The sequence below is a fragment of the Lentzea sp. NPDC051838 genome, from assembly GCF_040681245.1.
GTDB lineage: Bacteria > Actinomycetota > Actinomycetes > Mycobacteriales > Pseudonocardiaceae > Lentzea.
Genome location: NZ_JBFAYI010000017.1, coordinates 53552 through 75519, shown reverse-complemented (window position 1 = coordinate 75519; position 21968 = coordinate 53552). Strand labels below are relative to the sequence as shown.

Here is a 21968-nt window from a genome sequence, read left to right as displayed (position 1 = left end):
AGCGTGCGGACCCGCCCTTACTGCCACACGGTGGCAATTGATGCGAGGTCTTGTCGGACTACGCCGACAAAGGTGGGATCTTCCGCTCAATGGAGTGCTCTGGGTGAACTGAACGTCCTAGGTTCACCGGCTCCGAGATCAAGTTCTCTTGGTCATGCTGCAGGTCGGAAGTAGTTTATGACCGGATTTCATGTTTGACGGCCCATTGTTGGGTTTATTTCCTATACCGGGAAGTTCCGGTGTGGGATCGGTTCCACATTTGACCGGCGCGTCAACTTAAGGGGTGGTTACGAACCTGTTAAGGGTTCGTGATTAACTCCGGCTCGGCGGTGCGCAGAGGGCGCTCCGCTTACAACTGAATGTGCTCGCTCGTGATGACCGGTTCAACCGGCCTCACGGTCAGGACGAACCGTTCTGCGGGAGAGCCTCCATCGCTGCGAGGAGGTGATCATGAGCAGCACCCCCGGTTCAGACGGCGGCAACACGCTGGAGCCCGAGGACAAGCAGGCGAGGCCGACGGCCGAGCCTGTGAAGCCTCAAGACGGCACGCCCGAAGAGCAGGACACCCAGAAGAAGGCGCGATGGCGCAAGTTGGCCAAAGCGGCCCTCTCCTGGGCGTTCCGAACCGCAGTCACCTGGTTGATTTCTGAGGTCTGGCCAGGCGACAACTAGTTCAACCGCAAGCGCAGAGGCGGAGGTGAGACCAAGCCGGGTGGTGGGGTTCCAGCCCCACTGCCCGGCGCCACGTCCCGAGATCACATCGGGACAGTCTTACTAGCCGCTGCACACCCGGTCATAGGTCAGAGTAACGCGGTCATCCCACGCGCGATGCTGAAAAATTCACATATGGCCTGGTCGGGTGCCCACATGATGGAGCCATCAGTGACCAACGTCCTTGATCGAGAGCTGGCAGACGCCCCAGAGGAGCTGTCTGCCGCCCGCACACAGGCAGCTGGTCCTCCTGAATCGACTCTTGAGGACTACAGCGCCATCTTCGTCAGCCCTGGATCGCGCTGGCGGGCGGATCAGCTCCTCCTTGACCACGTGAAGGAAGAGAGCCTTGGCGGCCCGCGCTTTGAAGCGCTTCTCAATGAACTGATTGCCTACGCCCTGCCCGTCATGGAGTCGTTCATCAGGTCTGGGCGAATCTTCATGGAGACAGCCAGGCACGGCCGACCGGTTGCCAAGCCTGACTGGTTCACGCCTGATGATGCCGAGGACCTCGTCGCTGAGACGGTGGTCGAGGGCATCAGGCTCTTTCGTGATCAGCTGGAGCAAGGTGCCTGGAACCCCAGCGAGAAGACGTCTCTATCGACTTACATGGTCGGTGCTTGCGTTCGTAGCTTCCCAAACGTATTTCGGCGGTTCGAGCGTTCCCATGCAAAGTGGCTCACACACAACCTAGCCGCAGGCGTTGTGGACTATGAGTTCTTCCATGCTGAAACGACTCGCTCTGCGGAAGATACAGTGCTCGCAAGGCAGTCGATCTGCTCTGCTATCGCTGACCTGAGCTGCTCAAAGCAGAAGTTGGTCTTTTTAGTGGCGCATGAGATGCCGCAGGATGAGATTGCCAAGGAGCTAGGCATTTCGACCAGGGCGGTAGAGGGTCGTGTGCGTCGCGCGCGGGAGGAGCTACGTGAGCTCCTTGCTAGCAAGTCCCGACGTTGGTCGGTGGTATCGGCCCGCGAGTACGACACCTGCCCAGCAAGCCGATACTGGGTCGACGCGTGTTCAGATAAATAGGGGTCGCCAATCTTCTATTCGATGGAGGACTGGTCGCGAGATGTCTAACCTGTCGCCACGGCGAAGACCGCCGCTTCCGCAAGTAGTGCTGCATCGCAGGCAAGTCAGACGCATGGTTGCTGCTCGTGTCGGCAAGCGATCGCGAACCAGTTCGGTGCTCGTTAAGTTGAATTCATTTGCGACTTGGGACGGCTGGACCAAGCTTGGCGTGCTCGTTGCTGTGGTGGGACTCCTCTTCACGCAACAGTCAGTCGGGGTGTCTCAGAAGCAGTTTGACTTAGCTGAACAGGCGCAGATCAATGACCGCTTCAGTAAGGCTGCTGAACAACTCGCATCCAAAGAGGCTTTAATGCGAGTTGCCGCCATTCAATCGCTTCAAGGTGTGGCTACACGGTGGCCGGAGCAGAAAGGTGCTGTCAACAGCATCCTCTCCAACTTCGTGCTTGGTGGATTACCTGCTGGATCGGATTGTGCGGAGATCGTTTCCCCTGACGCCCTGCAGGCGCTCGATGTGATCAATCTCGGGCGAGGAGACGCTCTCTGGGGGTTTCCCGCCACCACTTTATCGCCAGGCTACATCGTGGTATATGGAGATCATAAGCGTAAGGCCCAGATGGTCCCGGTTGTTATTAACGTCGCGGTTATGGCGGCCTATCGGCAACGTGCGGCAGCGACAGTGGATGTGGGTTTCAATCCCATTTCCTATAGTGTCTGCCAGTTCTATTAGGTTCGCCAGGTATCGGTGCGGTGCTATGAAATTTGTTATCTGGTCGTTGAGAGTCTAATCGCCGGACATGTGGGAGGTACAGTGATTGGCGGTAGAGAGATCGGCATCGCGTATTTGGATGCTGCTAGCAGGGAACTTGGTTCGCAAGGTGGTTTTGAGAGTATTCAGCTGGCTCGCACCACCGCCCAGGTAGGGCTCCGGGCTGGAACGTACGCCACGTCAGTGAAGGTCGTCATCTACCGAGGCCGGACTCTTGCTGAAGGCGAAGTGCTTGAAGAGGTAGCTCTCAGCCGTTGACCGCGGGCGTGGCTGACCCTGCCTTAATCGCTTGTCTATGCGCGCTCAAGGTTGAACGATCCAACGCAACGCGCCGGCCGTCGGCTTGGTCGCCACCTTCCACAACCTCTGAGAGAGCCAGATGAACGCCAGGGATGATGCAGCGTGGCTCAGGTTTGACGATCTCCGTCACTACGCCGAGCACAAGCTGGGTGCAGAAGACTGGCTCACCCTGTACTCGTTCAAGGACGACACCGACGACAGCAGAGAAACGATCTTCTGCGCGCTGGTGAGTCCTGATCATCTCGACGAGTCGTTGTCAGACACCAACTGGGATCTCACGCCCGGTGACGGTGGCCCTCACCTCGAGGGACCCGGGGAGGACTCGTACCGTTACGTGCGCATCGGCGAAGAGCCGGTCGAGCCATTCGTGCTCTGTCGCCATTTCCCAGGTCCGAGGCCGTCTTACTGCGAGCTCTCAGAGGAGTTCCGGCTTTTTCTCGGCTTGTACGAGGACAAGAAGACTGGCGAGTACTTCCAGTACAACGAGGCCGGAGATGAAGTCGTCGTCGCACGGATCACCGCGGACACCGTGCAGGTCCGGCTCCGCTACCTCAAGGAGTACCTGACCGTCCGCGACATGTGCCTGGTGATCTTCTTCGAGTACGCCAGGTTCTCGCCGTCCACTCTGGAAGACCTCGGCTTGTCGGCTGAGACGCGCTGGACCAAGCGGACAGACAACGTGGCATACCGGGGCCTCGTCGAAGAGTGGGACAAGATCGCCTCGCATCAGGCGTCCAACTCCTGCGGTCTGCTGCGCGGGAAGAAAGTAGTCCGAGGCAACCCAGGCTTCCGTGATCCCTTCCAGCGCAAGCGCAAGTATGAGCAGTTCATCTACGGCGTCGACGCGGACGGCGAGGACCTGCTCTTCACGTGCGACAAGGCGCAGCTGTCCAACAACTTCGGCATGAACCCAGGCGCGCCGAACTACCTGACCCCTGTCTTTTTTCAGCGGGAGGTGCTGGGCAAGTACTACAGGTCACCTGACCGCTACGAGGTCACTGACAGCCGCGTTTCGTGTGGTGGCTCGTGGAGCGCGCGGATCGACAACAACCACCACGAGTACGTGACCGCCTTCCTTGGCGACTTGGGCGATCTGCCGCACAAGGAGCAGCTGTACTGGAAGAGCTTCAACATCCCGCCCGAGGGGACGATCAGCCAGACAGCCTTCGAGCGCAGCTTCCTAGCCCTGTGGGTTGAGCCGAGCGAGCCAGACCTCTTCTTCCGCTCGCGCTACGTCATGTTTAGGCGCGACTGGCACGAGAAGTTCGGGTGGGACCTGTTTCGCTCGTTGAGCGCCCCAGACGCGCACCACTTGAGCACCCTGCACATTCCGAGGGATGGCAACGAAGCCGAGTTCGACGGCGTCGTCCTCTCGCTGACCAAGCTCCTGATCGAGTCCTTGAACGGCAAGGAGTTCGACAAGACCTTGGCGAAGGTCGAGAAGGAGGGGAGCATCGCGAGGTTTGAGCGCTACCTCGCGAGCCAGAACTTCCATCCTGCGGACACCAGGCTCAGTCTGTACCGCAACCTGCAAGAGCTCCGTAACGGCGCTGCGCACGTCAAGGGGAGCAACTACGCCAAGCCCGCCAAGTTCTTCGGCCTGGAGGAGAAGGGCCACGCAAAGGCGTTCGCGGACATCCTGAAGATGGCCACGGACTTCCTCTACGAGCTTGCAGATCACTTCGGACTCAACTGGGAAGACCCGGAGGAGCATCAAGGGCTGCTGAACAAGCTGCGGTAGATGCCGGTCGACGTGCGCGACGGCATCGACTAGAAGCACGGTCCCCTGTTGAGGCCGGGCTTCCTGCTTGTCCATGACGCTTTGAACGGCCTGACCTGTGTGCTGGCCGGCGAGCCGAAGGAACACAACATCCTCGTCAACGCGCCTCGCCAGGTGTAGCCAAAACCCGCATGTCGTACAGCAAGGACGCCCGGACCCCGGAAGACGCCGCCGCCTCCATGTTGTGGCTGACCACACTGCCCGACGATGGACCAACAGGCGGGCTGTTCCACGTGACAAACGGCTTCCTTGGTAGTCGCATGATTGAATGTGAATATACTTACGCTTCGTACATGCTTGCTTACAGGACCAGAAGGTTCACTTCTTGGCATGAGCCTGTCGGGTGATCTCTTTGTATATTTTTCCTAACGCTGTCACCCTATAGGGTGCACCAACGTCACGTTAGGGAGTTTTTTGGGGTTGGCTTGTCCAAGTTGGACGGTCGTTGCTAGTGTCCGCACTTTGATGTAGGTGGCGACGACATCTAGCCCCCGAGATGTCACTTGCCTTCGTCGTGCATCATCGGCGGCTATCACTTGGTGTTTGTCCGTTGTCTCCTGGTGAAGCTGGTTGGCCGTCGCGGACGCTTGGCGTGGACCTGTGATGCGGAGAATCAGTTGGCAGCAATACCGGGCGATTTGGGTCAGCAACTCAGCAAGTGCACTCGCCACGGGGCGGGGGCGTTCACTTTGTACACGCGAACACCAGAGGTTGTGCGGGCGCTGTGTCCAGATAGTGAATGCCCTGACGAGAACCTTCAGGAGTGTGCAGAGCGGCTAGAAGCCGAGCTTAGAGTTGTGATTCCTATGCTGGGTTATCCGGTCGCAGGGCTAGTGTTGGACGCCTTAAAGCTCAACCCTGAAACGGCCCACTTGCCTGCGTATGAAAGGTGGGTGGAAGCTGGGGAAGGTATTTTCGGCGTCCAGCGAAGCAGGGTATATGACCGCTGCGGCGAAGTGCTCGAATATCTGGGCTATGCCATAGGTCGACACCGCAGAGGGTTGGATATCCAGCCTTGGGTCAATCCGACGAAGCGGTCGGAGGGTCGTCGCTGACGACCTTTAGCTTTGCTCGGCCGTCGCGGATCAGGGCGCGCTCGTAGGCGACATCGTATTCCCGCAAGATGGGGGCCGCATCTTCTTCGGAGATGTGGCCCTCTTGTATCGCACGTTCTACCGACCACCACGCCCGGCCACGAACGCTGTGGTCGAGATCGTTGAACGTGCGAATGAACAGCGCCATGCCGACTTCTTGATCGGCTTGGTAGAGGCTGGTGGCGTTAAAGGCGGCGGCTTTCCGGATGACCGGATCCTCATCTACCGCCATGGTGCTAAACAACTCAATGGCGAAATCAAGATCAACACTTGGCAGCTGGTGCATGATGTCGCCGAACGCGTCCAGCTCGCGATCTTCGCTGCGTTCGACGAAGTTTGTTGCCAGGGGGTATATGCGTGGTCGGTATTTTCGGCGCCACTCAATAACCTCCTCAACCGATGTCCAGGGGTGAGTTCGCGCTTTCCAGTTCTCGTGGTTGAGCTCAGTTCCATAATAGCCTTCTTCCATATTGCAGTAGCAGTTGTAACACGAACCTAAGATTTTGCCAAGACAAGCTCAGGACATCTGCTGGACAAGCTGTGGACTAGAACGGGATGAACTTTTCTTGGGGTCGTGCTGGACTTGGTAAGCCAGCGTTGCGTCTTTGAAGGCGTGACTCACTCCGCACAGAAAAGCTCTCCTACCGATGCGCAATGAAATACAAGTCCCATACGCAAGCCTCGCCTGCGGCCCAGGTGGTCGCGCGTTCCTTGCTAACAACCTGGCCGTCTACCGCGAGGGTGCCATCGCTCGTGGTCAGCTCGAAGTGATTACCGACTTCACCTGGGTAGCGATGGATCGCGTGGTGAAGCTGGAGAGCAGGCGGCGCGACCTCATCGGCGATGACCAGCTGTTCATCGCGGCAACCTCCCCGCTGATGTCACGGTGGCTGGCGAAGACGCACGAAATCCAGGCTGGACTGTTCCAGGCTCAGAACGGCAACCCGTACGGCGGCCAGTGGTGATCGTCCTGTCTTTAGGCCTTGGCGTGCTGCTCCTGGTGGTGTTGTTCGTGCCCAACCCCGCCACCGGCCGCCCGTTGGTTCCACTGACCAAGAAGGCTCGCGCCGTTCACAAGCTGCACCGCGAATACAAGAAGACCTTGCGGCAGATGCGCCAGGTGGTGGGCGAGTGAATCGCAACCAACGCGTCGTGTACGTCGCCCACCTTACGTGCAAGGTTGTTTGGTACGCCGTAGGCGTCATGTGGCAGCTCACTCGGCGAGGGTGGCGCTTGTTCTTGCGCTGGGCTGCGTACGGCCGTTCCAACATCTTCATGCGCTGACCGTGGCTCCGTAAAACCTCTTTTCAAGCGGCCTCCGCCGGCACGACCGGTGGAGGCCGCCTTCTTTGGCTGCCCTGCAGGCGGCTTGAACCTGGAGTTCTCCCGTGTACGAACCCCAACCCCCACGGCCACCTGTTGGCCCGATGCTGGGCTACGAGCTGTTGTTCCCCTCATCGCTCGACACCAAGCAGACCAAGAACGTCATGCGCATCTTGGCCGGACGACCCTACGGCTCGAAACCGATCGGCTTTGAGCTCTGGTCGATGGCCAAGGGATTCACCTACCGGTTGCGCGTGCCCAGGGTGGAGGCACCGGCCATCGTGCAGCAGCTGCGCGCTTTGGTGCCGGGGATCAACGTGACCCCTGAGCACCAGCCGCCAACGCACATGTGGACTGACGTTCTGGAGCTCGGCGACAGTGCGAGGGGGCGGACGCTTTCAGTTGACAGCCCCGAGGCTGTAACCGCCGCCGTCTTGGCCAGCCTCCAGGTAGAAGACGACGAAGCTCTGATGATCCAACTCGTCGTGGCTCCGCCGATGCGGCCGTTCGTTGCACCTGTCGAATCAACTCCACCGCGGACTGGCAACAAGGGCGTGAATTTCCTGCTGCACCGGTTGGCGACGAGTAAGGAGGAGATCACCGACCGCCAGACCAAGTTGAAGACCGCCAACGTCGAGGGCGTGTTGCGGGTCGCTGTTCGTGCTGCATCTCCGGAACGCGCCGGCCGCCTCTTGATGGCCGTGACTTCGGTGCTGGGCTCGCTGCGGGGTGGTAGCAGCCTTACCCCGCTGCGTCGATCACCAGAAGAACGGTTCGATCTCCTGGCGCGGTTGGTCGATGGGAGTTCGCTTAACCCAAACCCCTTGCAGCTCAACGAGGATGAGTTGGCCGCGGTTGTCGCCTGGCCGGTTGGAAGTCCGGTGGTTCCAGGGGTGCCGCAGAGCCGTTCGCGACAGCTGCCCATCCACCCGAGCGTGGCGGCAACCGGCATCGTGGTTGGGCATTCCAACGTGCCCGGCCGCGAGCGTTCAGCTGCTCTAACTGAACACGCCATGACGATGGGCATGGCGTTCTTCGGACCAATCGGCACAGGGAAGACCGTGGCTGAGGCCAACGTCTTCGCCCAGTTTGTTGCCCGTGGTGGTGGCGCGCTGCTGATCGAAACCAAGGGCGATCGCGGTGACCTCTTTCATTGGGCGCTGAACCTGATCCCCGAGCACCGCGTGAAGGACTGCATCGTCCTCGACGTGACCGACGCGGATTGGCCGGTCGGCTTCAACGTCTTGGAGCAGGGCAACCCGCAGGCGGTTGCCAGTGGGTTGGACGCCTTGTTCCAAGAGATTTACGGCCACCTCGGCGTGCGGATGCCTGCTGCGCTCTACCACGGGGTCATGACGGCGATGACCACCACCAAGGCTGAGCAGCCGTTGACCCTGGCGGACTTGCCGATTCTCTACGCACCGCGCACCGAAGGAGAACGCAGCTACGCCGCGCGACTGGTTGAGGGAACCCCTGACGAGGAAATCCGGCGCTGGTGGCAGCTTGTGGACGGCCAGTACTCCACTGTGGAGCGTCGGACAGCCTTCTTTGAACCGGTGCTGCAACGCCTGTGGCAGGTGAATGGCCGCCGAGAGCTGCGCAACGTGTTCGGGCAGAGCGTATCGAGCTTCAACCTGCGCGACGCTGTGGCGACCAACAAGATCGTGTTGGTCAACCTGGCGGGGCTCGGCAGTCAGGTGAAGAACCTCTTGGGCTCGGTGCTGGTCGATCTGTTCTGGGGTGCGATCAAGGCTCGTGCTGCGAGGCGGCCGTATGCGCTGTTCCTCGATGAGTACCAGAACCTACCGGTGTTTGCTTTGGACACCGGCGTTCAGATGCTCCGCGAGGGGCGAGCCTTCAACCTCTGTTCGGTGCTGGGGACGCATGGCCCTACCGAGCTAAACCCCAAGCTCGCTGAAACGGTCATGTTGAACAGCTTGTCCAAGTTCAGTTTTCAGACCGATTCGTCCAACGCACGCGCCATCGTGCGGGAGTTCGGCCGGTTCACTACCGAGGAAGACGTCCTCAACCTAGGTCGCCACGAAGTCGTTGCGCGGCTTATGGGTTCCGACGGTGTGAGTCCGCCAATGACGCTACGGATGTGCCCACCGCCCAATGCGTTGGGCAGCGCCCACATGGTGCGCTTGTTCTCTCGGCAGGCTTACGGACGTGAGGTTGCTGCCGTCGAAGCGGCCATCGGCGCGCGTCGAGGTGGCAACGACCAACGGCCACCGCGGCCGACTGTTGGCGAAGCGGTCTGGTGACAGATGCGCAGTGGACTACAAGACCTGGCCGGTGAGGTCGCTCGGTTGAGGGCTGAATGCAGTCTCTTCCAACGAGGGTTGGACTTCCTAGAACGCCTGAGCGATGCCCGCGAACACCTGACCGAGGCGCAGGAGGGCGAGATCACCCGAATCAACGGTGTCTACGCCTGGAGCGCCAAGGAGAACTTGGAGCGCGCGACGGAAGACCTCAAGAACTGGTGGCACGAGCTCGACGGTGCCGTACAGCAAGCCCAAACCTTCCTCGCCCGCTGACTGCGGGCCTTGAATCGAAACGGCGGTAACCCCCGATGGGGCAGAGAGTGGTCAGCTTCTCCGACTTGAGCGGTCGGCAGTTTGAACCCGGCGACCAGGCCGTGCGGTTGGTGGTGTTGGAACATCCAGACCTCGAGAACGCGCCGGCCGCCTTGGAGGCCTTCCAATCAGAGGTGACCCCGCTGCTGGATGGTGCGCTTGCGGTGGCCGTCGTCGAACTGCACAGCCTGGGCGACGATCAACCGCAGCGCGTGGTCGTCGAGGTGGAGACGTTCAACAAGCTGGCCGGCGTCGAGCCCATGCCGATCCTTCTACGGCAGGCACCCCGGGCGAAGGTCGGCCGTACCCAATCGCCTGCAGGACGTGTGGATTACACGTCACTCCAACACGCGGGCACCCCGCACCGCGGGGCGGTCACTTCTGAGGAGGCCGCGGTGGTGCGGGAACACCTTGACCAGGTGAACGCGCGCCTCGCTGCGGCCGGCTGCCGGTTGATCGACCCGACCAACCCCGAGCACGCCCGTCGGTATGGGTTCGCGTCTGACGAGGGCACCGCCCCGTGATGGATGGCCGTGTTTCTGGTGTGTCCTCGCCTGTGTCTGTCGGGGCACACCAGAAACCGCCGCCACGCTGCGAGAACGACCAGGTGTCCGGCCGGACTACAGCCCCACGAACTGAGGTTGCTCGGCTGTCGGCGCGTGACCGGACGGTGGTCGAGCTGGTGGCCGAGCTCGGGCAGCTCCCCGCGCGGCTGATCGGTGACTTTTGCTTCTACGGCCTGCGATCGGCAACGCCGCTCAAGCGCAGTTTGCATCGACTTACTCAGCACCAACTGCTGTCGCGGGTGGAGCTCCGGTTGGTCGGGGGTGCCGGTGGGGGCAGTCGGCAGTTCGTCTACCAGCTCGGCAAACAAGGCGGCCGGTTGCTGGGCATGACCAAGGAGTGCCCGCGCTTCACACGGTACGACCCGCACATGGTGATGACCGCTGAGTGCGTTGGCCTCGTGAGGCAGCTGGAGCACACCGGACAGCTTGCGCTGCTGGGGTTCAAGGGGGAGGACACGGCGTACACCGACGTTCGTGATCCCTCGACGGGGCAGCGGATCAAGCTCACGCCCGACGCTTGGTTGGACGTTGGCGTACACGAGCCGCGCCGACGCCTGGAGCTTTGGCTTGAGGTTGATCGAGGGACGGAACACAACAGCGTGCAGATCGCCGCGAAGTTGGCGCGGTATGTGCAGGCCTACCGAGCATGGGACACGAAACGACACGGCGCGGTTTTCCCGCGCATCGTGTTTGTTGCGCCCGACAGTCGGCGCGTGCGGCGTCTATGGCGTGAGCTGGGCAAAGTGCCTGCTGAGTTCAGAATACTGTTCGCGGTCGAAGAATTTGCGACTTTTCCACAGGCGGCGCTAACAGAGGTGAAATCTATTGACTAACGGAGGTAGAGGGCGCATAATAAAAGAGTAAAGAAAAGCCCCGTTTGCGGCAGGGCTTCCCGAGAGTTTGACTAGAACAAGTAGCCAAACCTCGTTGCTATTAATAGCACCTCCTGTCGCCTTTGGGCAAGGAGGTCATTTTTCAAACAGAGCATCACCCAGATCATAGCAAGCAATTTGCCCGTTCACGGCAGGGTTACAGCGTCACTTGGGTGAGTGGGGCTCCTGCTGTCATGGGCAGGAGCCTTTTTCGTGGAACAACAACAGAACAAGTCGCCTAAGGTGATCGACAACCGCGAGTTCGTCGTAACGTGGATAAACAGCCTGACTGTCGGCGCTGTTGCGAGCGCGCTAGGCATAACCAAGAAGTCAGCCTCAACTCGGGCGTCGTATTTAAGAAAGCTCGGTGTCAAGTTGCCAAAGATGCGCCCACCAGTTGCCGACAACCTTGAGGTTGCGCAGCTGAACTCGCTCATCAAGCAGCACACCAGGAGCGGCTAACGCGAAGAAGTGCCACACAGCCGCCCCGCATACTTTGTGGGGCGGCGACCATGTAGAACGGCCATCGCTTGTTTGTGGTGGATACCCGAGCAGCAGGCCGAGTCACTGGACTGCGCTAGAAACCAACTAACGGCGGTTTATCGCCAAGGAACCTATGCAATGCAAGAACTCTCATGCACCCAAGAAGACATATGGGCAATCTGCCCTCAATGGAATCGTTGGTCTGTTGACGAGAAGGGGGAGCCGGAACACATGCAAGAGCTGGGTGAACCGAGCTACCTCACAGCGGACGAGTATGTTTGTAACAGCTGCTCGCTCTACTTCACGCCTCGTGATGGATCGTCAAGAGCCCGCAGAATAGCCTGGCAAGAAGCGATTGCTCATGTTGCGGAGCAGCAAAGGGTGACAGTGAAGAAAATTGTGCACCGTCGATAGGTGGATAGTGAAGATCAAACCGAGCCCGCGGTGCGTCTGTGCTGCGGGCTTAACGTCGTTGCGCTAGCGGCGGTTGCTCGTGCCTGCAAGGTCACAGATCACGAGTAAGAACTCGTGATCTCCAGTTTGACTGGCTTGTAGCGTGTTGAATCCGTTGCGTTTGAACTGCTCAATCACATCGTCCGCCGACTGGTGGCGGTAGTGCCACAGCAAGATAGATTCGTCCTTCTGCAAGTCAACCTGCCGAGTGCCCGCTTGCAGTTCAAATTTAATCGACAGTGCGACTTTGAGTTTAGCGCGTATGAAACGCCCACGGGATCGCGGGTCGTAGCCCATATCCACCGCGTAGTAGGACTGGTCGATATTTAGAAGGTCGAACAGGTAACTATGGGTAGGCGAGAGTGCAACGGACTTGGTCTCGGGGTGAAAGTCGAACAGCGACCGGTTATCGTCGGTGTCAAGCTTGAGGTTGTACAGAAGTAAGTCGTTGCGGCCCATGCTGTGGTAGATAACCCGCAGCGCCTCATCTGGCGCAGCCAAGTTGCCGAGCGTTCCGCCTAACAGCAGTACAAGATTGATCGTATCGTCTGCTTGCTCGCCTATGTACGCGCCTGCGAGCTGGTCAGCGAATCGCTCGTGGGTGATGTCACGGATGTCTGCTTCAAAATTCACCGCGCCGTTGAACCACTCTTTGATGTTTCGCTCTGCAATCGCTAGCATATCCGCACTAATGTCGATTGCGAGATAACGACCGAGCTTCCCTTGCTCCAGAAGGCGGCTAAGCAAGTCTTTCACAGGGAAAGCATTGCCTGGACCAACGTCGATGACGTTGATGTGCTTGTACTTTGCAAGGATAGAGTCTATATAACTGCGGCTCATTGCGAGCTGTTCCACAGTGCGTGTGGGTGAACTTGGCGAGTTTTCCTCGATCAGCCGATTCTGATACCTATCCCAGCTGGCAGCGCCGTCACCGAAGTAGTTGTACTGGCGCAGGGTTTCCCCGCGAATGTCCAGGTTGGCGATGATGTCAAGTACATGATCGGGATTAAATAGCTCATAGAACTCTCGCTTTGGAGAGATGGTTTTGAGGCTCAGGCCGTTAAAGTACTTCTTGCGCTCCTGAACCATGGCCTCTATGAGCGTTCGATTCCGCGTGGTCGCCGCGATGTAGGACTTACCATTGTCCTGAATCAACGCCAACTTCAACTTGCCCTTGCTGGCGGAATCAACCCACTTGCCTACTGCGGATTGCGACACATGATAGAGCTTGGCTAGCTCATGGTTTCGATAATACTGCATATGGGTGGTACTTAAATCCACTAAGTCGTTGACACGACTTAGTGAGTGAATATATCATTTGGTTAAGCAATTGCTCAACATCGATGATTACTCGTTTCAGTTACCAAGCGTAGCATATCCCTTTGTTTTGTTCCATACTTTGCGCGCTGTGGGCACTGACACTGGTGAGGTCAAGCAAAAAGTAATCAGGGTCATATTATGGACATGAGGGCAACTTCTAGAGGGATTGATAAGAAGCGTAAGTCGGCGGTCGAGTCGTACGGCGAAGTTAAGATCGAGCCGGGCCAGTCTGGTGAGCTGCTTATTGGGTATTTCGAGCAGGGGATGCCGGAGCCGGAGTTGGACGTCTCCTGTGTGCCCGACGTAGGGGAAGACATGGGGCGGTCGTTGGATCGGCTGAACGGCGTTGGCGAGTATGAGCTGATTTATCACTTCACCAACTTTGGCGCCGTGCCCTCCGTGGTTACCGTGACTGGCCGTCCAGAAGGATGGCAACGGTGATCTTCCTGTCGCCGGTCGGTGGTTCTGACCCTAGCGAACGGTGCTGTCTGTGTAGCGACCCACTTTCATTTGCGAAGGCCACAGTTATTGCTGCGTATTCGAATGGCGACCCTGCGCTAGCGCATGAAAGCCATCGCGCTAACCACTTGAAGTGGGTTCACGCTTGGGCGAATTTCCTGCTGATGCACTTCGCCGCAGAGTTGGACAGCCCGGCAGACGAGGGTGTCAAAGCGAGCGTGGAAAACCTCTATATAGAGCACCGCCCGGCGAAGGGAGCGATAGCCCCCACAGTCGACATTGCACAGCACCTACAGACGCGCAGCTCGGCGGGCAGGGTTGTGGTTATTGCGGATAACCCATACGGCTTCCATTCGGCGCTTCGGAAGAGCTGGGTGGCCTTGCAGCGGCGTCTTGAACGGGAGCGTGCCAAGTTGTTGGGTGGGTCGCGATCAGGCTTAACCTTAGCCTTGAACAGAATGCACGCTGTCCGTTTCAGCTCCACGCCAGGTGTAGAGGGCGTTGATGTCCTGATCGTGCCCCCGACGGAACAGTTACAGGTTGTCGATGGGTGCAAGACGCTCTACATATGCTGTGGCCTCGGGCCTGAGATCTACGCGCAGATATTTGACCTGCTGCCAAAAAGCGCGGTCGTTGTTGTCAGTAGGGCAGACGGCGTGTGACGTTGAGTCATTAGCCCCGTACTCGCCGGAATCCGCCGTTTGGCCGATGAAAAAAGGACGACCCGGTTGATACACTACTTCTAGTGCGCAAGCACAAGGGTTTCGGCACCTACAAGGTTCAACTCCTGGCCCTCGTGACTCTACTGCTGCTGGTAAGTGGGCGGTACTGGATTAAGAATCACGTACAACTAAATAAGGGAGGCTCCGATGAGTGATGAACGAAGCTGGCGAGATGAAGTTCTCGCCTGGACGATTGAACTGTATGAGTTTGTGTGGAACGGAGCCTCGGGGGCAGTGGTAGTAGGTGTCTTCTTCTTGAAAACCGTCCGCGTGAGCTGACCGCGGGCGGTTTTTCTTTTGCCGGAGAGCGTCTTGGCTTCTGTCGCTTGGAATATCCGGCGCTGCCTCGAGTTGATCAAGACGTCTTGCACTTCGTATAGGTCCGGCTGATGCGGGACTTGTCGTTGGCTGTCTTGGCGGCTGCAAGGATCGTGTATGGTCTGCTGCGTAGCACCCCTTCCATCCTCTGCCTTCGTGTGGAGGTGCCGTGGCGACAGGGCACCTCTTCCCGTAGATGACTATCGCAGAGGATGGGAGGGGTGTAGGTGGAAAATCTGTTTCAGTGGGGATTGGTGTACCTCGCTGTCGGAACGATCTGCCTGACGGTCTTGCTCAAAAGGTCGGAGCCATTTGGGCGCATTAAGTGGCTGCTGCAAGCACTCTTGAGAATGCTTGGCCGCTAGACCGTAACGGGAAGCTAAGATGGTCCCCGGCTCCGACCCGGGGACCATCTTTTTTGTCTGCATCTGTCTAACGTGTTGGTGCGCCGCTTCCGCTGGGCTACTTCTCGGCTGATCGCAGTAGATCTAGTGGATCGACCTCGAGTCGAGAGGCGATCTGCTCCAGTGCAACGAGCGTGATGTTCCGCTCGCCGCGCTCTAGGCCGCCCACGTAGGTTCGGTGGTAGCCGAGCAATTCGGCAAACTTCTCTTGGCTGAGCTCGCGCTGAAGTCGGTACAGCCGCAGGTTGCGGCCGACTGTGCGCTGGAGCTCACCCGTCACCTTGATCAGGTTCGAGACTTGCTACTTGAGCGTCTACAGACTTATAAGTAGCATCGGCTCTCCAAGCTGGCCTTTTGCTGGCAGAACGATCGGTGAGGGGGTGCACATGTACGGAAGCGGCGGCAGTGGCGGCACGCGCTAGGTAGCGATGGCAAACAAGCGACGAGGTCCTGGGTGTCTGTAGCACCCAGGACCTCGTCGTCTATTCAACACCAACCAGAATTTTGGTACAATCGTACTAAATGACCGATCCGCTCGACCAGCTCTACAAGACCAAGCTCCAGCTCATCGCTGTACTTCTTGCCGCCGCCGGCATCGGGCTGATCATCTGGGGTTACTGGCTTGCTGCGGACGCTCGAGAACCAGATGTTCTCAGCGCAGCCGCGGTCAACTTTGGGTTCGCCTTCGTCACGACCGCGCTTGTCGCTTTCATCTTCGAGTACCTCGACCGAAAGTACGGCGAGCAGCAGACCAAGCAAGGGCTTCGCGAGGCCGTTCGAGCGGAAGCTCCGGCGATCCGTGAGGCAGTGCTCGACAGCCTCGCCTTCAACACGGAGGAGCTGAAAGACATTGTCTCCAAGGAGCAACTCGACCGCATCGCCGCGGGCGCTCTAGCGCTGAGGCTGGAAGACAAGCAGCTAGCGCATGAGCTGTACGCAGACCTCCGAGACCAGGTCATCACTGCGCCGGAGCGCTGGCATGACGTGAATATCAACGTCTCGCTCCGCCCGTGGGAGCACGGTTCTGTCTCCGGTACCGGCTCGATGTTCGTTGCGACCATCCGCTGGGAATACAAGACCAAGCTGTCTTCGAACATCATGCGCTTCGCCTGTGTAGCGGACGGCCAGGAGTACCGCGAGCTGCTGCGCGATCCGACTGTGACGTCGGCCTGGCACTTCGACGCCTCAGGTGGCGTCGATCCTGTGGGACGCGATGTGTTCGAGTTGCTTTCGTTCACTGTGGACGGTGCAGAACGCAAGATCCGTAGGACAACCCGGCTCGGTGCTCAGATCTACTCCGTTGGACTTGCTGCTCGGGCCGCGGATCGTGAGGTCACGGTCGCCTACACCTACCGCGTTCTGGCGCAACGAAACGGACATCTCTTGTATCTGGACCTTCCGCGTCCGGTGAAGGGACTACGGCTGCGGCTCGACTACAGCCAGGCAGAGATCAAGCGCGTGAACGTCCTGGACTACTTCGCCAGCAGTCAGGTCAGCCGTGTCGAGCAAGCGCAGGCTGTGACCGATGCCAAGGTCGTGAACATCAGCTTCGACGGTTGGACGTTGCCGCGCGCCGGAGTGGCGTTCGTGTGGGTGCTCAAGGACGAGTTGGTCGCTACCGAGCACACCGGCACTCACTAGACACCAACCTACAAACCGCCGTCCTCGGAAGTTCCTGTTAGGTCGCGACGTTTGCTGAGGGCCTTGGCCCTTGTAGCGCTGCGGTCATCCCCGCCGATGTCCGAAGCAAGCTGTAGGTGCCTGCTGGGGTTGTCGGTGGCGGCGGAAGTAGAGGTGCTCGTGACTGAGTTGGACAGCAGAAGCATGTTCTTGTCGCACAACGCTGAGGACAAGCCCTTCGTCCGACGCCTTGCGATGGACCTGAAGGCGGAAGGCGTCAAGGTCTGGTTCGATGAAGCCGAGATCAAGGCCGGGGAGTCCCTGCTCTACAAGATCCAAGACGGTATTGAAGAGATCGACTACGTCGTAGCTGTCCTCTCGCCGACTTCGATCGCCTCTAGTTGGGTGCAGACCGAGCTGGAGATGGCGATGGTGCGCCAGATTGACGAGCGGCAGGTCCGAGTCGTCCCGATCTTGTACCGGGACTGCGCCGTCCCGCTGTTCCTGAGAGGCAAGCTGTACCTCGACTTCCGTCGGGATGAGAAGTACTGGCAGGTGTTCGAGAGGCTCCTCGACGTCGCGCTTCCCGGTCGGAAGAAGTTGTTTCTCACGGGGAAAGAGGCTGCTCGACGGGTCAAGACGACACAGAGCCCGCCCGGAGGGCTGGTCGGCTTGTCCCAGCGCGGCATGAACCAGGATTACTACACGAACCAGGTGATGAGCGATCGCGATTGGGTTCACGCAGATGCGAAGTCTGGCCGAAGTCGGATGTGGGTCGCGGAGTACTACAACGAGGCTGACCGGACGTATCGCTCCTACGGCGTGTACGACGAGCGGATCACGGCCATGCCCTACCTGAACGTCAAAGGCGAGGAGCCACCTTGCATCACCAGAAGCTTTGTCGACTCTGACCGAGCGATCGCAACCGCAGTGAAGGAGGCGGTTAGTCGAAAGTTGGTACCGAACGAAGATGACTTCTTCCTGATCACGAAGCTGCGGCACTACTCGTCGACTGGGCTTGTGTGGGCTATTACTTTCATGGACGAAGCGTTGAGGGGCTACACGATCGGCGCGATGGTGGACGCGTACACCGGCGAGCTGAAGAGCTTGGAGCCTTCCTAGTCTCACGAAGTCGGAAGAGTGATCTGTGGTTGCGTAGTAGTAGAAAAGTAACCTATCGCTGCTACTCTCACTCACTAATCCCTATCTATGTGAGGTATTCGCGTGGCACAGAAAGTTCTCGTCCAGCTCAGTGATGACCTGGACGGCACGGTGGCCGATGACATCGAGACCATCAGCTTCGCGCTCGACGGTGTCGTGTACGAGATCGACCTCAAGCAGGGCAACGCGCAGAAGCTTCGCGATGGTCTTGCTGACTTCGTCGCCAGCGCCCGTAAGACCGGCGGACGCTCGAGGCGAGTTGCTGCTGGTGTGGTGCGCAAAGTCGCCGGGGAAGGCCGAACCAAGGAACAGAGCCAAGCAATCCGCCAGTGGGCGAAGGTGAACGGGTACGACCTCTCGGACCGCGGACGCATCCCGGCGAGCGTCATCGATGCGTTCGAGCTGGCTCACCGCTGAGTTCTGTTCAAAGGCCGCGCCCCGCGCTGATATGGCGTAGATCTTGAGTCCTCCCGCGGCAGCGTGTTGATGGTCGCGATCAACTGCGGCCGGCGCTGAGATGCAGCCGGTAGCGGTTGTCTGCGGTAAGTAACTCTGTAGCGCACCGCAGCGATGGTCGGTCTGCGACCAGCTGCTTGGTGACGTGGCAGTGGTTGCCAACCAACAAGGGGGCGCGGCCGCGTTGAACGGATCACCTGACGAGGAGTTGCCTGCAGAGGGCAACTCTCATGCTCGACGACTCGGCGTAGCTGCAGACGGGCTCGGGTTCGTTCTGGTGATCGTTAGCGCTTTCAGCCTTGAAGGCGTGCAAGGTGCAGTAGTGACCTTCGGGTCCCTCACCGTCGTCCTGAGTGCAGGCTTCTTGCTCCTCGCGAGAGTGAGGAGTCGATCTCAGAAGCGCGCTGCATGGGTTGCCATCCTGGTGGGCTTAGTGGTGGCTGGGCTGGCCCTGATCGTTCCCGACGGCAAAGGGGAGCAGAAGCGGACGCCAGCAGCACCAACGACTGGACTGCCCTCGCATACGTCACCCCCGAGCGCCACCAGCACAACGCCGGTAACCGCAATGACTACCAGCAGCACCAGAACCTCGTCGTCGAACCCTCCACCTAGCGGGATCGACCTGGGCGACCTCGCGCCTGTTGCAGCCGACTTCGGCTACGACAAAGAATCTGTTAGCTTGAATGGTTCCTCATATGTTCGAGCAATCCAGTTTCCAGCTACGAGCAGCGAGGAACGAACCGTCGAGTACAATCTCGGCGGTAAGTTCCGCACTCTATCTGGCCTTGCTGGGTTGGACGACGCTACGCCAAATAGCAACGCAACCGCGTATTTTCGCTTCCTTGATGACAGCGGTGGAGTTATCGCTAAGGCTGACGGATCGATAGCTCGACCTGCTCAGCTTGCAATAAAGGTTGAAGGCGTGGTGCGGCTAAGGATTGCCTACATGGTGATCGACCGCAGGCAGAACTACTACATCGAGAAGTTGCAAGTCACGCTTGCGGGTATGGAGTTGAAGTCCTATCTGCAGGGTCTGTGGTCGCGATCAACTTGTGGCTCCTGCGGGCTGTCGCTTGTAGCAGTAACTCTTTCGCTCGATGAGACGATGGTTCGTTGACTGAGTAGATTTCGGGGCCCGGGAGGAGATGTAGCCGCGATGCAGACGACAGTCGTAAAGATCGCGTCGGTGGGCGGAAGCTTCCTCGCACTTCTCCTATTGCTTGCGCTTGCGAACCTCGGCTTTAGATTCACTCTGAAAGAGTGCGTAGAGACCTCAACTCGGAGGCTGAAGGAGAAGGGGCGCGCAAGAAGTCTTGAGCAATACCGGAAGGACAATGCTGGTCGACTAGCTGGCCTGCTGCTAGCTGCATTTGGATACGGCCTGACCGCTCGGATCATCGCTGGGAGTATTGCGATACAGCCTTGGCCTGCAGGTTCCGATTCAACGAACTGGTATATCCCCGTGTACCTGGTGACGGCCGCTCTCTATCTCGACAAGGTCCTCTCGCTGAACCGAGACTATAGAGCGTATCGCGAGAGTACCAACTTTCGCCTCTGGTTTAGAAGTGCAAGGACCGAAGCTCCTCGTGTTGCCGACCTCTATTTCTACGCCGGGTGGATACGCCGTCATATGGAGCAAAGCTGTGCGGGGGCTCAAGCTACGATCGTCGCCCTTCTGGTGCTTCGCTTTATTCTATCGGCGAACAAGTACCCATCTGGCGATCCGCGGATGTTCGCTGCGTTACCTTTGACCATAGCTTCGATCGTAGCTGTCATCGTTCTCAAGCGCCTCGTCTTGACCGCTTGGACGGCGCTCCGTCCAGACCTTGAACTAGCGGCTATCGCGACCGTGCCATTTCCGGAGGAGCGCTGGCGGAAGCCAAAAGCTGGGAGCGCCATCGCATACGTTCGTCCAGGAAACTGGCGGACTCCTAGCCACTTCGCGAGCTTTCGTGCTGCTGAGTGCGTAGAGCTGTGCGTGCGTGCCGTGAAGAACCGCCTGGCATCGGATCAAGGAGAAAAGGTTGAGTTGGCTGCCCGTAAGATCGCTGAGGCGCTCAGGCTGCGCAGCTTGCATGTTGAGGAGAGCCTTGAAAATAAGAAGCTGTTTTGTGAGCAACTCTTCTATTCGCTCAGACTGGTGACAGGCAGCGACCCTGTCGCGGCCGTTGAACCGATCAGAATGCTGACGCTTTCTCATCCGCACCCGCCGCCTCCTCTTGCGCCAAGAAGGGCACTCCGTGCAATCGAGGTAATTGTTGGAGCTATCAACGTCCACTGGCCCCCGCTGAAGGTGATCCTTATAGTCGCAGCGATCATCGTGATCCTGCTGGCGGGCAAGCAGACGGACATCCTCACGTTGCTGAAGTAGAGCCGGTCGAGTCGGGAGCGGGGATCGGAAGCCAGCCATCAGGCGAGGCGTGACGATCAACCTTGCAGGTCGCAGCCGCGCTCGGCCGGGTGCCATCGAGGCGTTCGAGCAGGCGCATCGCTGAACGACTGGTTCAACGGGCGGGCCGGCGGGGAGCTTGGGAGGCGACCCGATACGGGTAGCCGCGGCTGCGTTTGATCCGCGAGCTCCTCCACCGCCCGTGGCTACACGATGGTGGGGACGTTCAACGCGCAGCCGGCGCCAGGCGTCTAGTAGCCGACGTTGAACGGCTCGACCAACCGGCTGGCCCGGTGCTGGAGGTAGTGGGTGAGTTTCAAGGACCTGTTGGGCAGCCTGGACAACGTGACTGCCAGCGTGGTGGCCATCGTGCTGATCTTTGGGATGAGCCGTGGCCTCTACCGCAAAACGGTTGGCAGTCGACGAGCTGAGCGATCAAAGCTCGACTCTCTTAGCTGCGGGAACCCGCTTGAATATGTAGAAGACCTGTTCGGCCCGTCCCGCTACCGCAACACCTCCATAGGTCTGCTTCGTTCACCAGAGGGCAGAGTGACTGTTGAACGGCGTGTCTATAAGACAACGTATGGATGGCTGACTGTTCATTTTGTTGACGCGGCTGTGGTTGGCTACGCCTTCACCCTGACGCATAAGCGATTTCGCTACGATCTGGCCGTCCAGTCATTCGGTCAGATTAGCGGTGCACTGGGGCATCGAACGTTCGCCGACTTCCACCCTGGCAAGCCACAGCATGGCGAGTTGTTCAAAGGCGCGTCCGAATGTGACTATACGGAGTTCGTAGAGTTCGGCAGGCCTGGGCAGTACCAGGCTTACGGGTTGTCAGCCTCGATGTCCGGGTGGAGCAATGCCCGTCCGTCGTATGAAGACGTCAGTCCAACTGCCTGGGGTGCGTACGAGAAGCCAAAGAAGAAGTTGAGGCTTCCTGAGCTAAAGCTGGGCATCGAGGAAGCACTGGTTGTCCAGTTCCGTAAGAACACAGCGCCAGACACGTTTGCCGTCTTCGGCGGCTCCTACGTGTTTGAGCACTACAAATCGCCAGCCTGCAGTGGTGCGATTGGTAACGGGCAGATGGTGTTGCTGAACAAGCGGCAGCTTGTTTCGCGGCCGAGGCCATCCCTCAAGTAGATTGTCAAGCACGTGGCGAC

22 protein-coding genes are annotated in these 21968 nt (G+C 59.0%); 19 read left to right on the top strand and 3 right to left on the bottom strand.

The genetic code is table 11. From position 1 onward, the window contains the following. The first annotated feature begins 450 nt into the window (after positions 1–450). From AB0M24_RS30145 to AB0M24_RS30130, 4 genes are all read left to right on the top strand, one after another. Positions 451–672, top strand: a complete 222-nt coding sequence (locus AB0M24_RS30145) for a hypothetical protein (RefSeq protein ID WP_363775299.1) — start codon at positions 451–453, stop codon at positions 670–672. Positions 673–882: 210 nt separating this feature from the next. Beyond that, the gene (locus tag AB0M24_RS30140) at positions 883–1743 is read left to right on the top strand and encodes a sigma-70 family RNA polymerase sigma factor (RefSeq protein ID WP_363775296.1); all 861 of its coding nucleotides are present in this window, start codon (positions 883–885) and stop codon (positions 1741–1743) included. Positions 1744–1897: 154 nt separating this feature from the next. Beyond that, entirely contained in the window at positions 1898–2470 is a 573-nt protein-coding gene (locus AB0M24_RS30135) for a hypothetical protein (RefSeq protein WP_363775293.1), read from the top strand. A gap of 418 nt (positions 2471–2888) precedes the next feature. Next, the gene (locus AB0M24_RS30130; RefSeq protein WP_363775290.1) at positions 2889–4550 is read left to right on the top strand and encodes a hypothetical protein; all 1662 of its coding nucleotides are present in this window, start codon (positions 2889–2891) and stop codon (positions 4548–4550) included. Between the two features lie 1059 nt (positions 4551–5609). Here the strand turns inward: AB0M24_RS30130 and AB0M24_RS30125 are convergent. Then, entirely contained in the window at positions 5610–6152 is a 543-nt protein-coding gene (locus tag AB0M24_RS30125; protein WP_363775287.1) for a hypothetical protein, read from the bottom strand. Between the two features lie 178 nt (positions 6153–6330). Here AB0M24_RS30125 and AB0M24_RS30120 point away from each other — a divergent pair, with 178 nt between their 5' ends. The 7 genes from AB0M24_RS30120 to AB0M24_RS30090 all read left to right on the top strand — a co-directional run bounded on the left by AB0M24_RS30120 (position 6331) and on the right by AB0M24_RS30090 (position 11482). After that, on the top strand, positions 6331–6648 hold the full coding sequence (locus AB0M24_RS30120) for a hypothetical protein (RefSeq protein ID WP_363775284.1): 318 nt from the start codon (positions 6331–6333) through the stop codon (positions 6646–6648). Continuing rightward, a complete protein-coding gene (locus AB0M24_RS30115; RefSeq protein WP_363775281.1) occupies positions 6645–6818 on the top strand; it encodes a hypothetical protein in 174 nt (57 codons plus the stop codon). Before AB0M24_RS30120 ends, AB0M24_RS30115 begins: the two co-directional genes overlap by 4 nt. Before the next feature lie 292 nt (positions 6819–7110). Then, positions 7111–9270, top strand: coding sequence for a hypothetical protein (locus tag AB0M24_RS30110; protein WP_363775278.1), 2160 nt, complete (start codon positions 7111–7113; stop codon positions 9268–9270). Positions 9271–9348: 78 nt separating this feature from the next. Then, complete coding sequence (locus AB0M24_RS30105; protein WP_363775275.1) at positions 9349–9543, top strand: hypothetical protein; 195 nt, start codon at positions 9349–9351, stop codon at positions 9541–9543. A gap of 47 nt (positions 9544–9590) precedes the next feature. Next, positions 9591–10106, top strand: a complete 516-nt coding sequence (locus AB0M24_RS30100; protein WP_363775272.1) for a hypothetical protein — start codon at positions 9591–9593, stop codon at positions 10104–10106. 146 nt (positions 10107–10252) lie between these two features. Then, positions 10253–10981, top strand: coding sequence for a replication-relaxation family protein (locus AB0M24_RS30095; protein ID WP_363775269.1), 729 nt, complete (start codon positions 10253–10255; stop codon positions 10979–10981). Positions 10982–11197: 216 nt separating this feature from the next. After that, positions 11198–11482, top strand: a complete 285-nt coding sequence (locus AB0M24_RS30090; RefSeq protein ID WP_363775266.1) for a hypothetical protein — start codon at positions 11198–11200, stop codon at positions 11480–11482. Positions 11483–11980: 498 nt separating this feature from the next. On the opposite strand, the gene AB0M24_RS30085 is transcribed toward AB0M24_RS30090, so the two are convergent. After that, entirely contained in the window at positions 11981–13174 is a 1194-nt protein-coding gene (locus AB0M24_RS30085) for an L-histidine N(alpha)-methyltransferase (protein WP_363775263.1), read from the bottom strand. Positions 13175–13420: 246 nt separating this feature from the next. Here AB0M24_RS30085 and AB0M24_RS30080 point away from each other — a divergent pair, with 246 nt between their 5' ends. Next, positions 13421–13717 (top strand): hypothetical protein, encoded by a 297-nt coding sequence (locus AB0M24_RS30080; protein WP_363775260.1) that lies wholly within the window; start codon positions 13421–13423, stop codon positions 13715–13717. 182 nt (positions 13718–13899) lie between these two features. Then, positions 13900–14397: a hypothetical protein gene (locus tag AB0M24_RS30075; RefSeq protein WP_363775257.1), complete on the top strand. Its 498-nt coding sequence runs from the start codon at positions 13900–13902 to the stop codon at positions 14395–14397. Positions 14398–15237: 840 nt separating this feature from the next. On the opposite strand, the gene AB0M24_RS30070 is transcribed toward AB0M24_RS30075, so the two are convergent. Beyond that, on the bottom strand, positions 15238–15459 hold the full coding sequence (locus AB0M24_RS30070) for a helix-turn-helix transcriptional regulator (RefSeq protein ID WP_363775254.1): 222 nt from the start codon (positions 15457–15459) through the stop codon (positions 15238–15240). Between the two features lie 242 nt (positions 15460–15701). Here AB0M24_RS30070 and AB0M24_RS30065 point away from each other — a divergent pair, with 242 nt between their 5' ends. The 6 genes from AB0M24_RS30065 to AB0M24_RS30040 all read left to right on the top strand — a co-directional run bounded on the left by AB0M24_RS30065 (position 15702) and on the right by AB0M24_RS30040 (position 21948). Next, the gene (locus tag AB0M24_RS30065; RefSeq protein WP_363775251.1) at positions 15702–16820 is read left to right on the top strand and encodes a hypothetical protein; all 1119 of its coding nucleotides are present in this window, start codon (positions 15702–15704) and stop codon (positions 16818–16820) included. A 159-nt stretch (positions 16821–16979) separates the two neighbouring features. Then, a complete protein-coding gene (locus AB0M24_RS30060; protein WP_363775248.1) occupies positions 16980–17921 on the top strand; it encodes a toll/interleukin-1 receptor domain-containing protein in 942 nt (313 codons plus the stop codon). 102 nt (positions 17922–18023) lie between these two features. Beyond that, positions 18024–18377, top strand: coding sequence for an Lsr2 family protein (locus tag AB0M24_RS30055; protein WP_363775245.1), 354 nt, complete (start codon positions 18024–18026; stop codon positions 18375–18377). Between the two features lie 184 nt (positions 18378–18561). Then, positions 18562–19533: an NPCBM/NEW2 domain-containing protein gene (locus AB0M24_RS30050; protein WP_363775242.1), complete on the top strand. Its 972-nt coding sequence runs from the start codon at positions 18562–18564 to the stop codon at positions 19531–19533. Between the two features lie 39 nt (positions 19534–19572). After that, a complete protein-coding gene (locus AB0M24_RS30045; RefSeq protein WP_363775239.1) occupies positions 19573–20787 on the top strand; it encodes a hypothetical protein in 1215 nt (404 codons plus the stop codon). 327 nt (positions 20788–21114) lie between these two features. After that, a complete protein-coding gene (locus AB0M24_RS30040) occupies positions 21115–21948 on the top strand; it encodes an ETEC_3214 domain-containing protein (RefSeq protein WP_363775236.1) in 834 nt (277 codons plus the stop codon). Positions 21949–21968: the final 20 nt, after the last annotated feature.

Excerpts from the sequence above, each read along its gene's own strand:
- AB0M24_RS30145 (WP_363775299.1), top strand. The coding sequence starts at position 451 with ATGAGCAGCACCCCCGGTTCAGACGGCGGCAACACGCTGGAGCCCGAG.
- AB0M24_RS30130 (WP_363775290.1), top strand. The coding sequence starts at position 2,889 with ATGAACGCCAGGGATGATGCAGCGTGGCTCAGGTTTGACGATCTCCGT.
- AB0M24_RS30125 (WP_363775287.1), bottom strand. The coding sequence starts at position 6,152 with ATGGAAGAAGGCTATTATGGAACTGAGCTCAACCACGAGAACTGGAAA.
- AB0M24_RS30120 (WP_363775284.1), top strand. The coding sequence starts at position 6,331 with ATGCGCAATGAAATACAAGTCCCATACGCAAGCCTCGCCTGCGGCCCA.
- AB0M24_RS30110 (WP_363775278.1), top strand. The coding sequence starts at position 7,111 with ATGCTGGGCTACGAGCTGTTGTTCCCCTCATCGCTCGACACCAAGCAG.
- AB0M24_RS30080 (WP_363775260.1), top strand. The coding sequence starts at position 13,421 with ATGAGGGCAACTTCTAGAGGGATTGATAAGAAGCGTAAGTCGGCGGTC.
- AB0M24_RS30075 (WP_363775257.1), top strand. The coding sequence starts at position 13,900 with ATGCACTTCGCCGCAGAGTTGGACAGCCCGGCAGACGAGGGTGTCAAA.
- AB0M24_RS30065 (WP_363775251.1), top strand. The coding sequence starts at position 15,702 with ATGACCGATCCGCTCGACCAGCTCTACAAGACCAAGCTCCAGCTCATC.
- AB0M24_RS30045 (WP_363775239.1), top strand. The coding sequence starts at position 19,573 with ATGCAGACGACAGTCGTAAAGATCGCGTCGGTGGGCGGAAGCTTCCTC.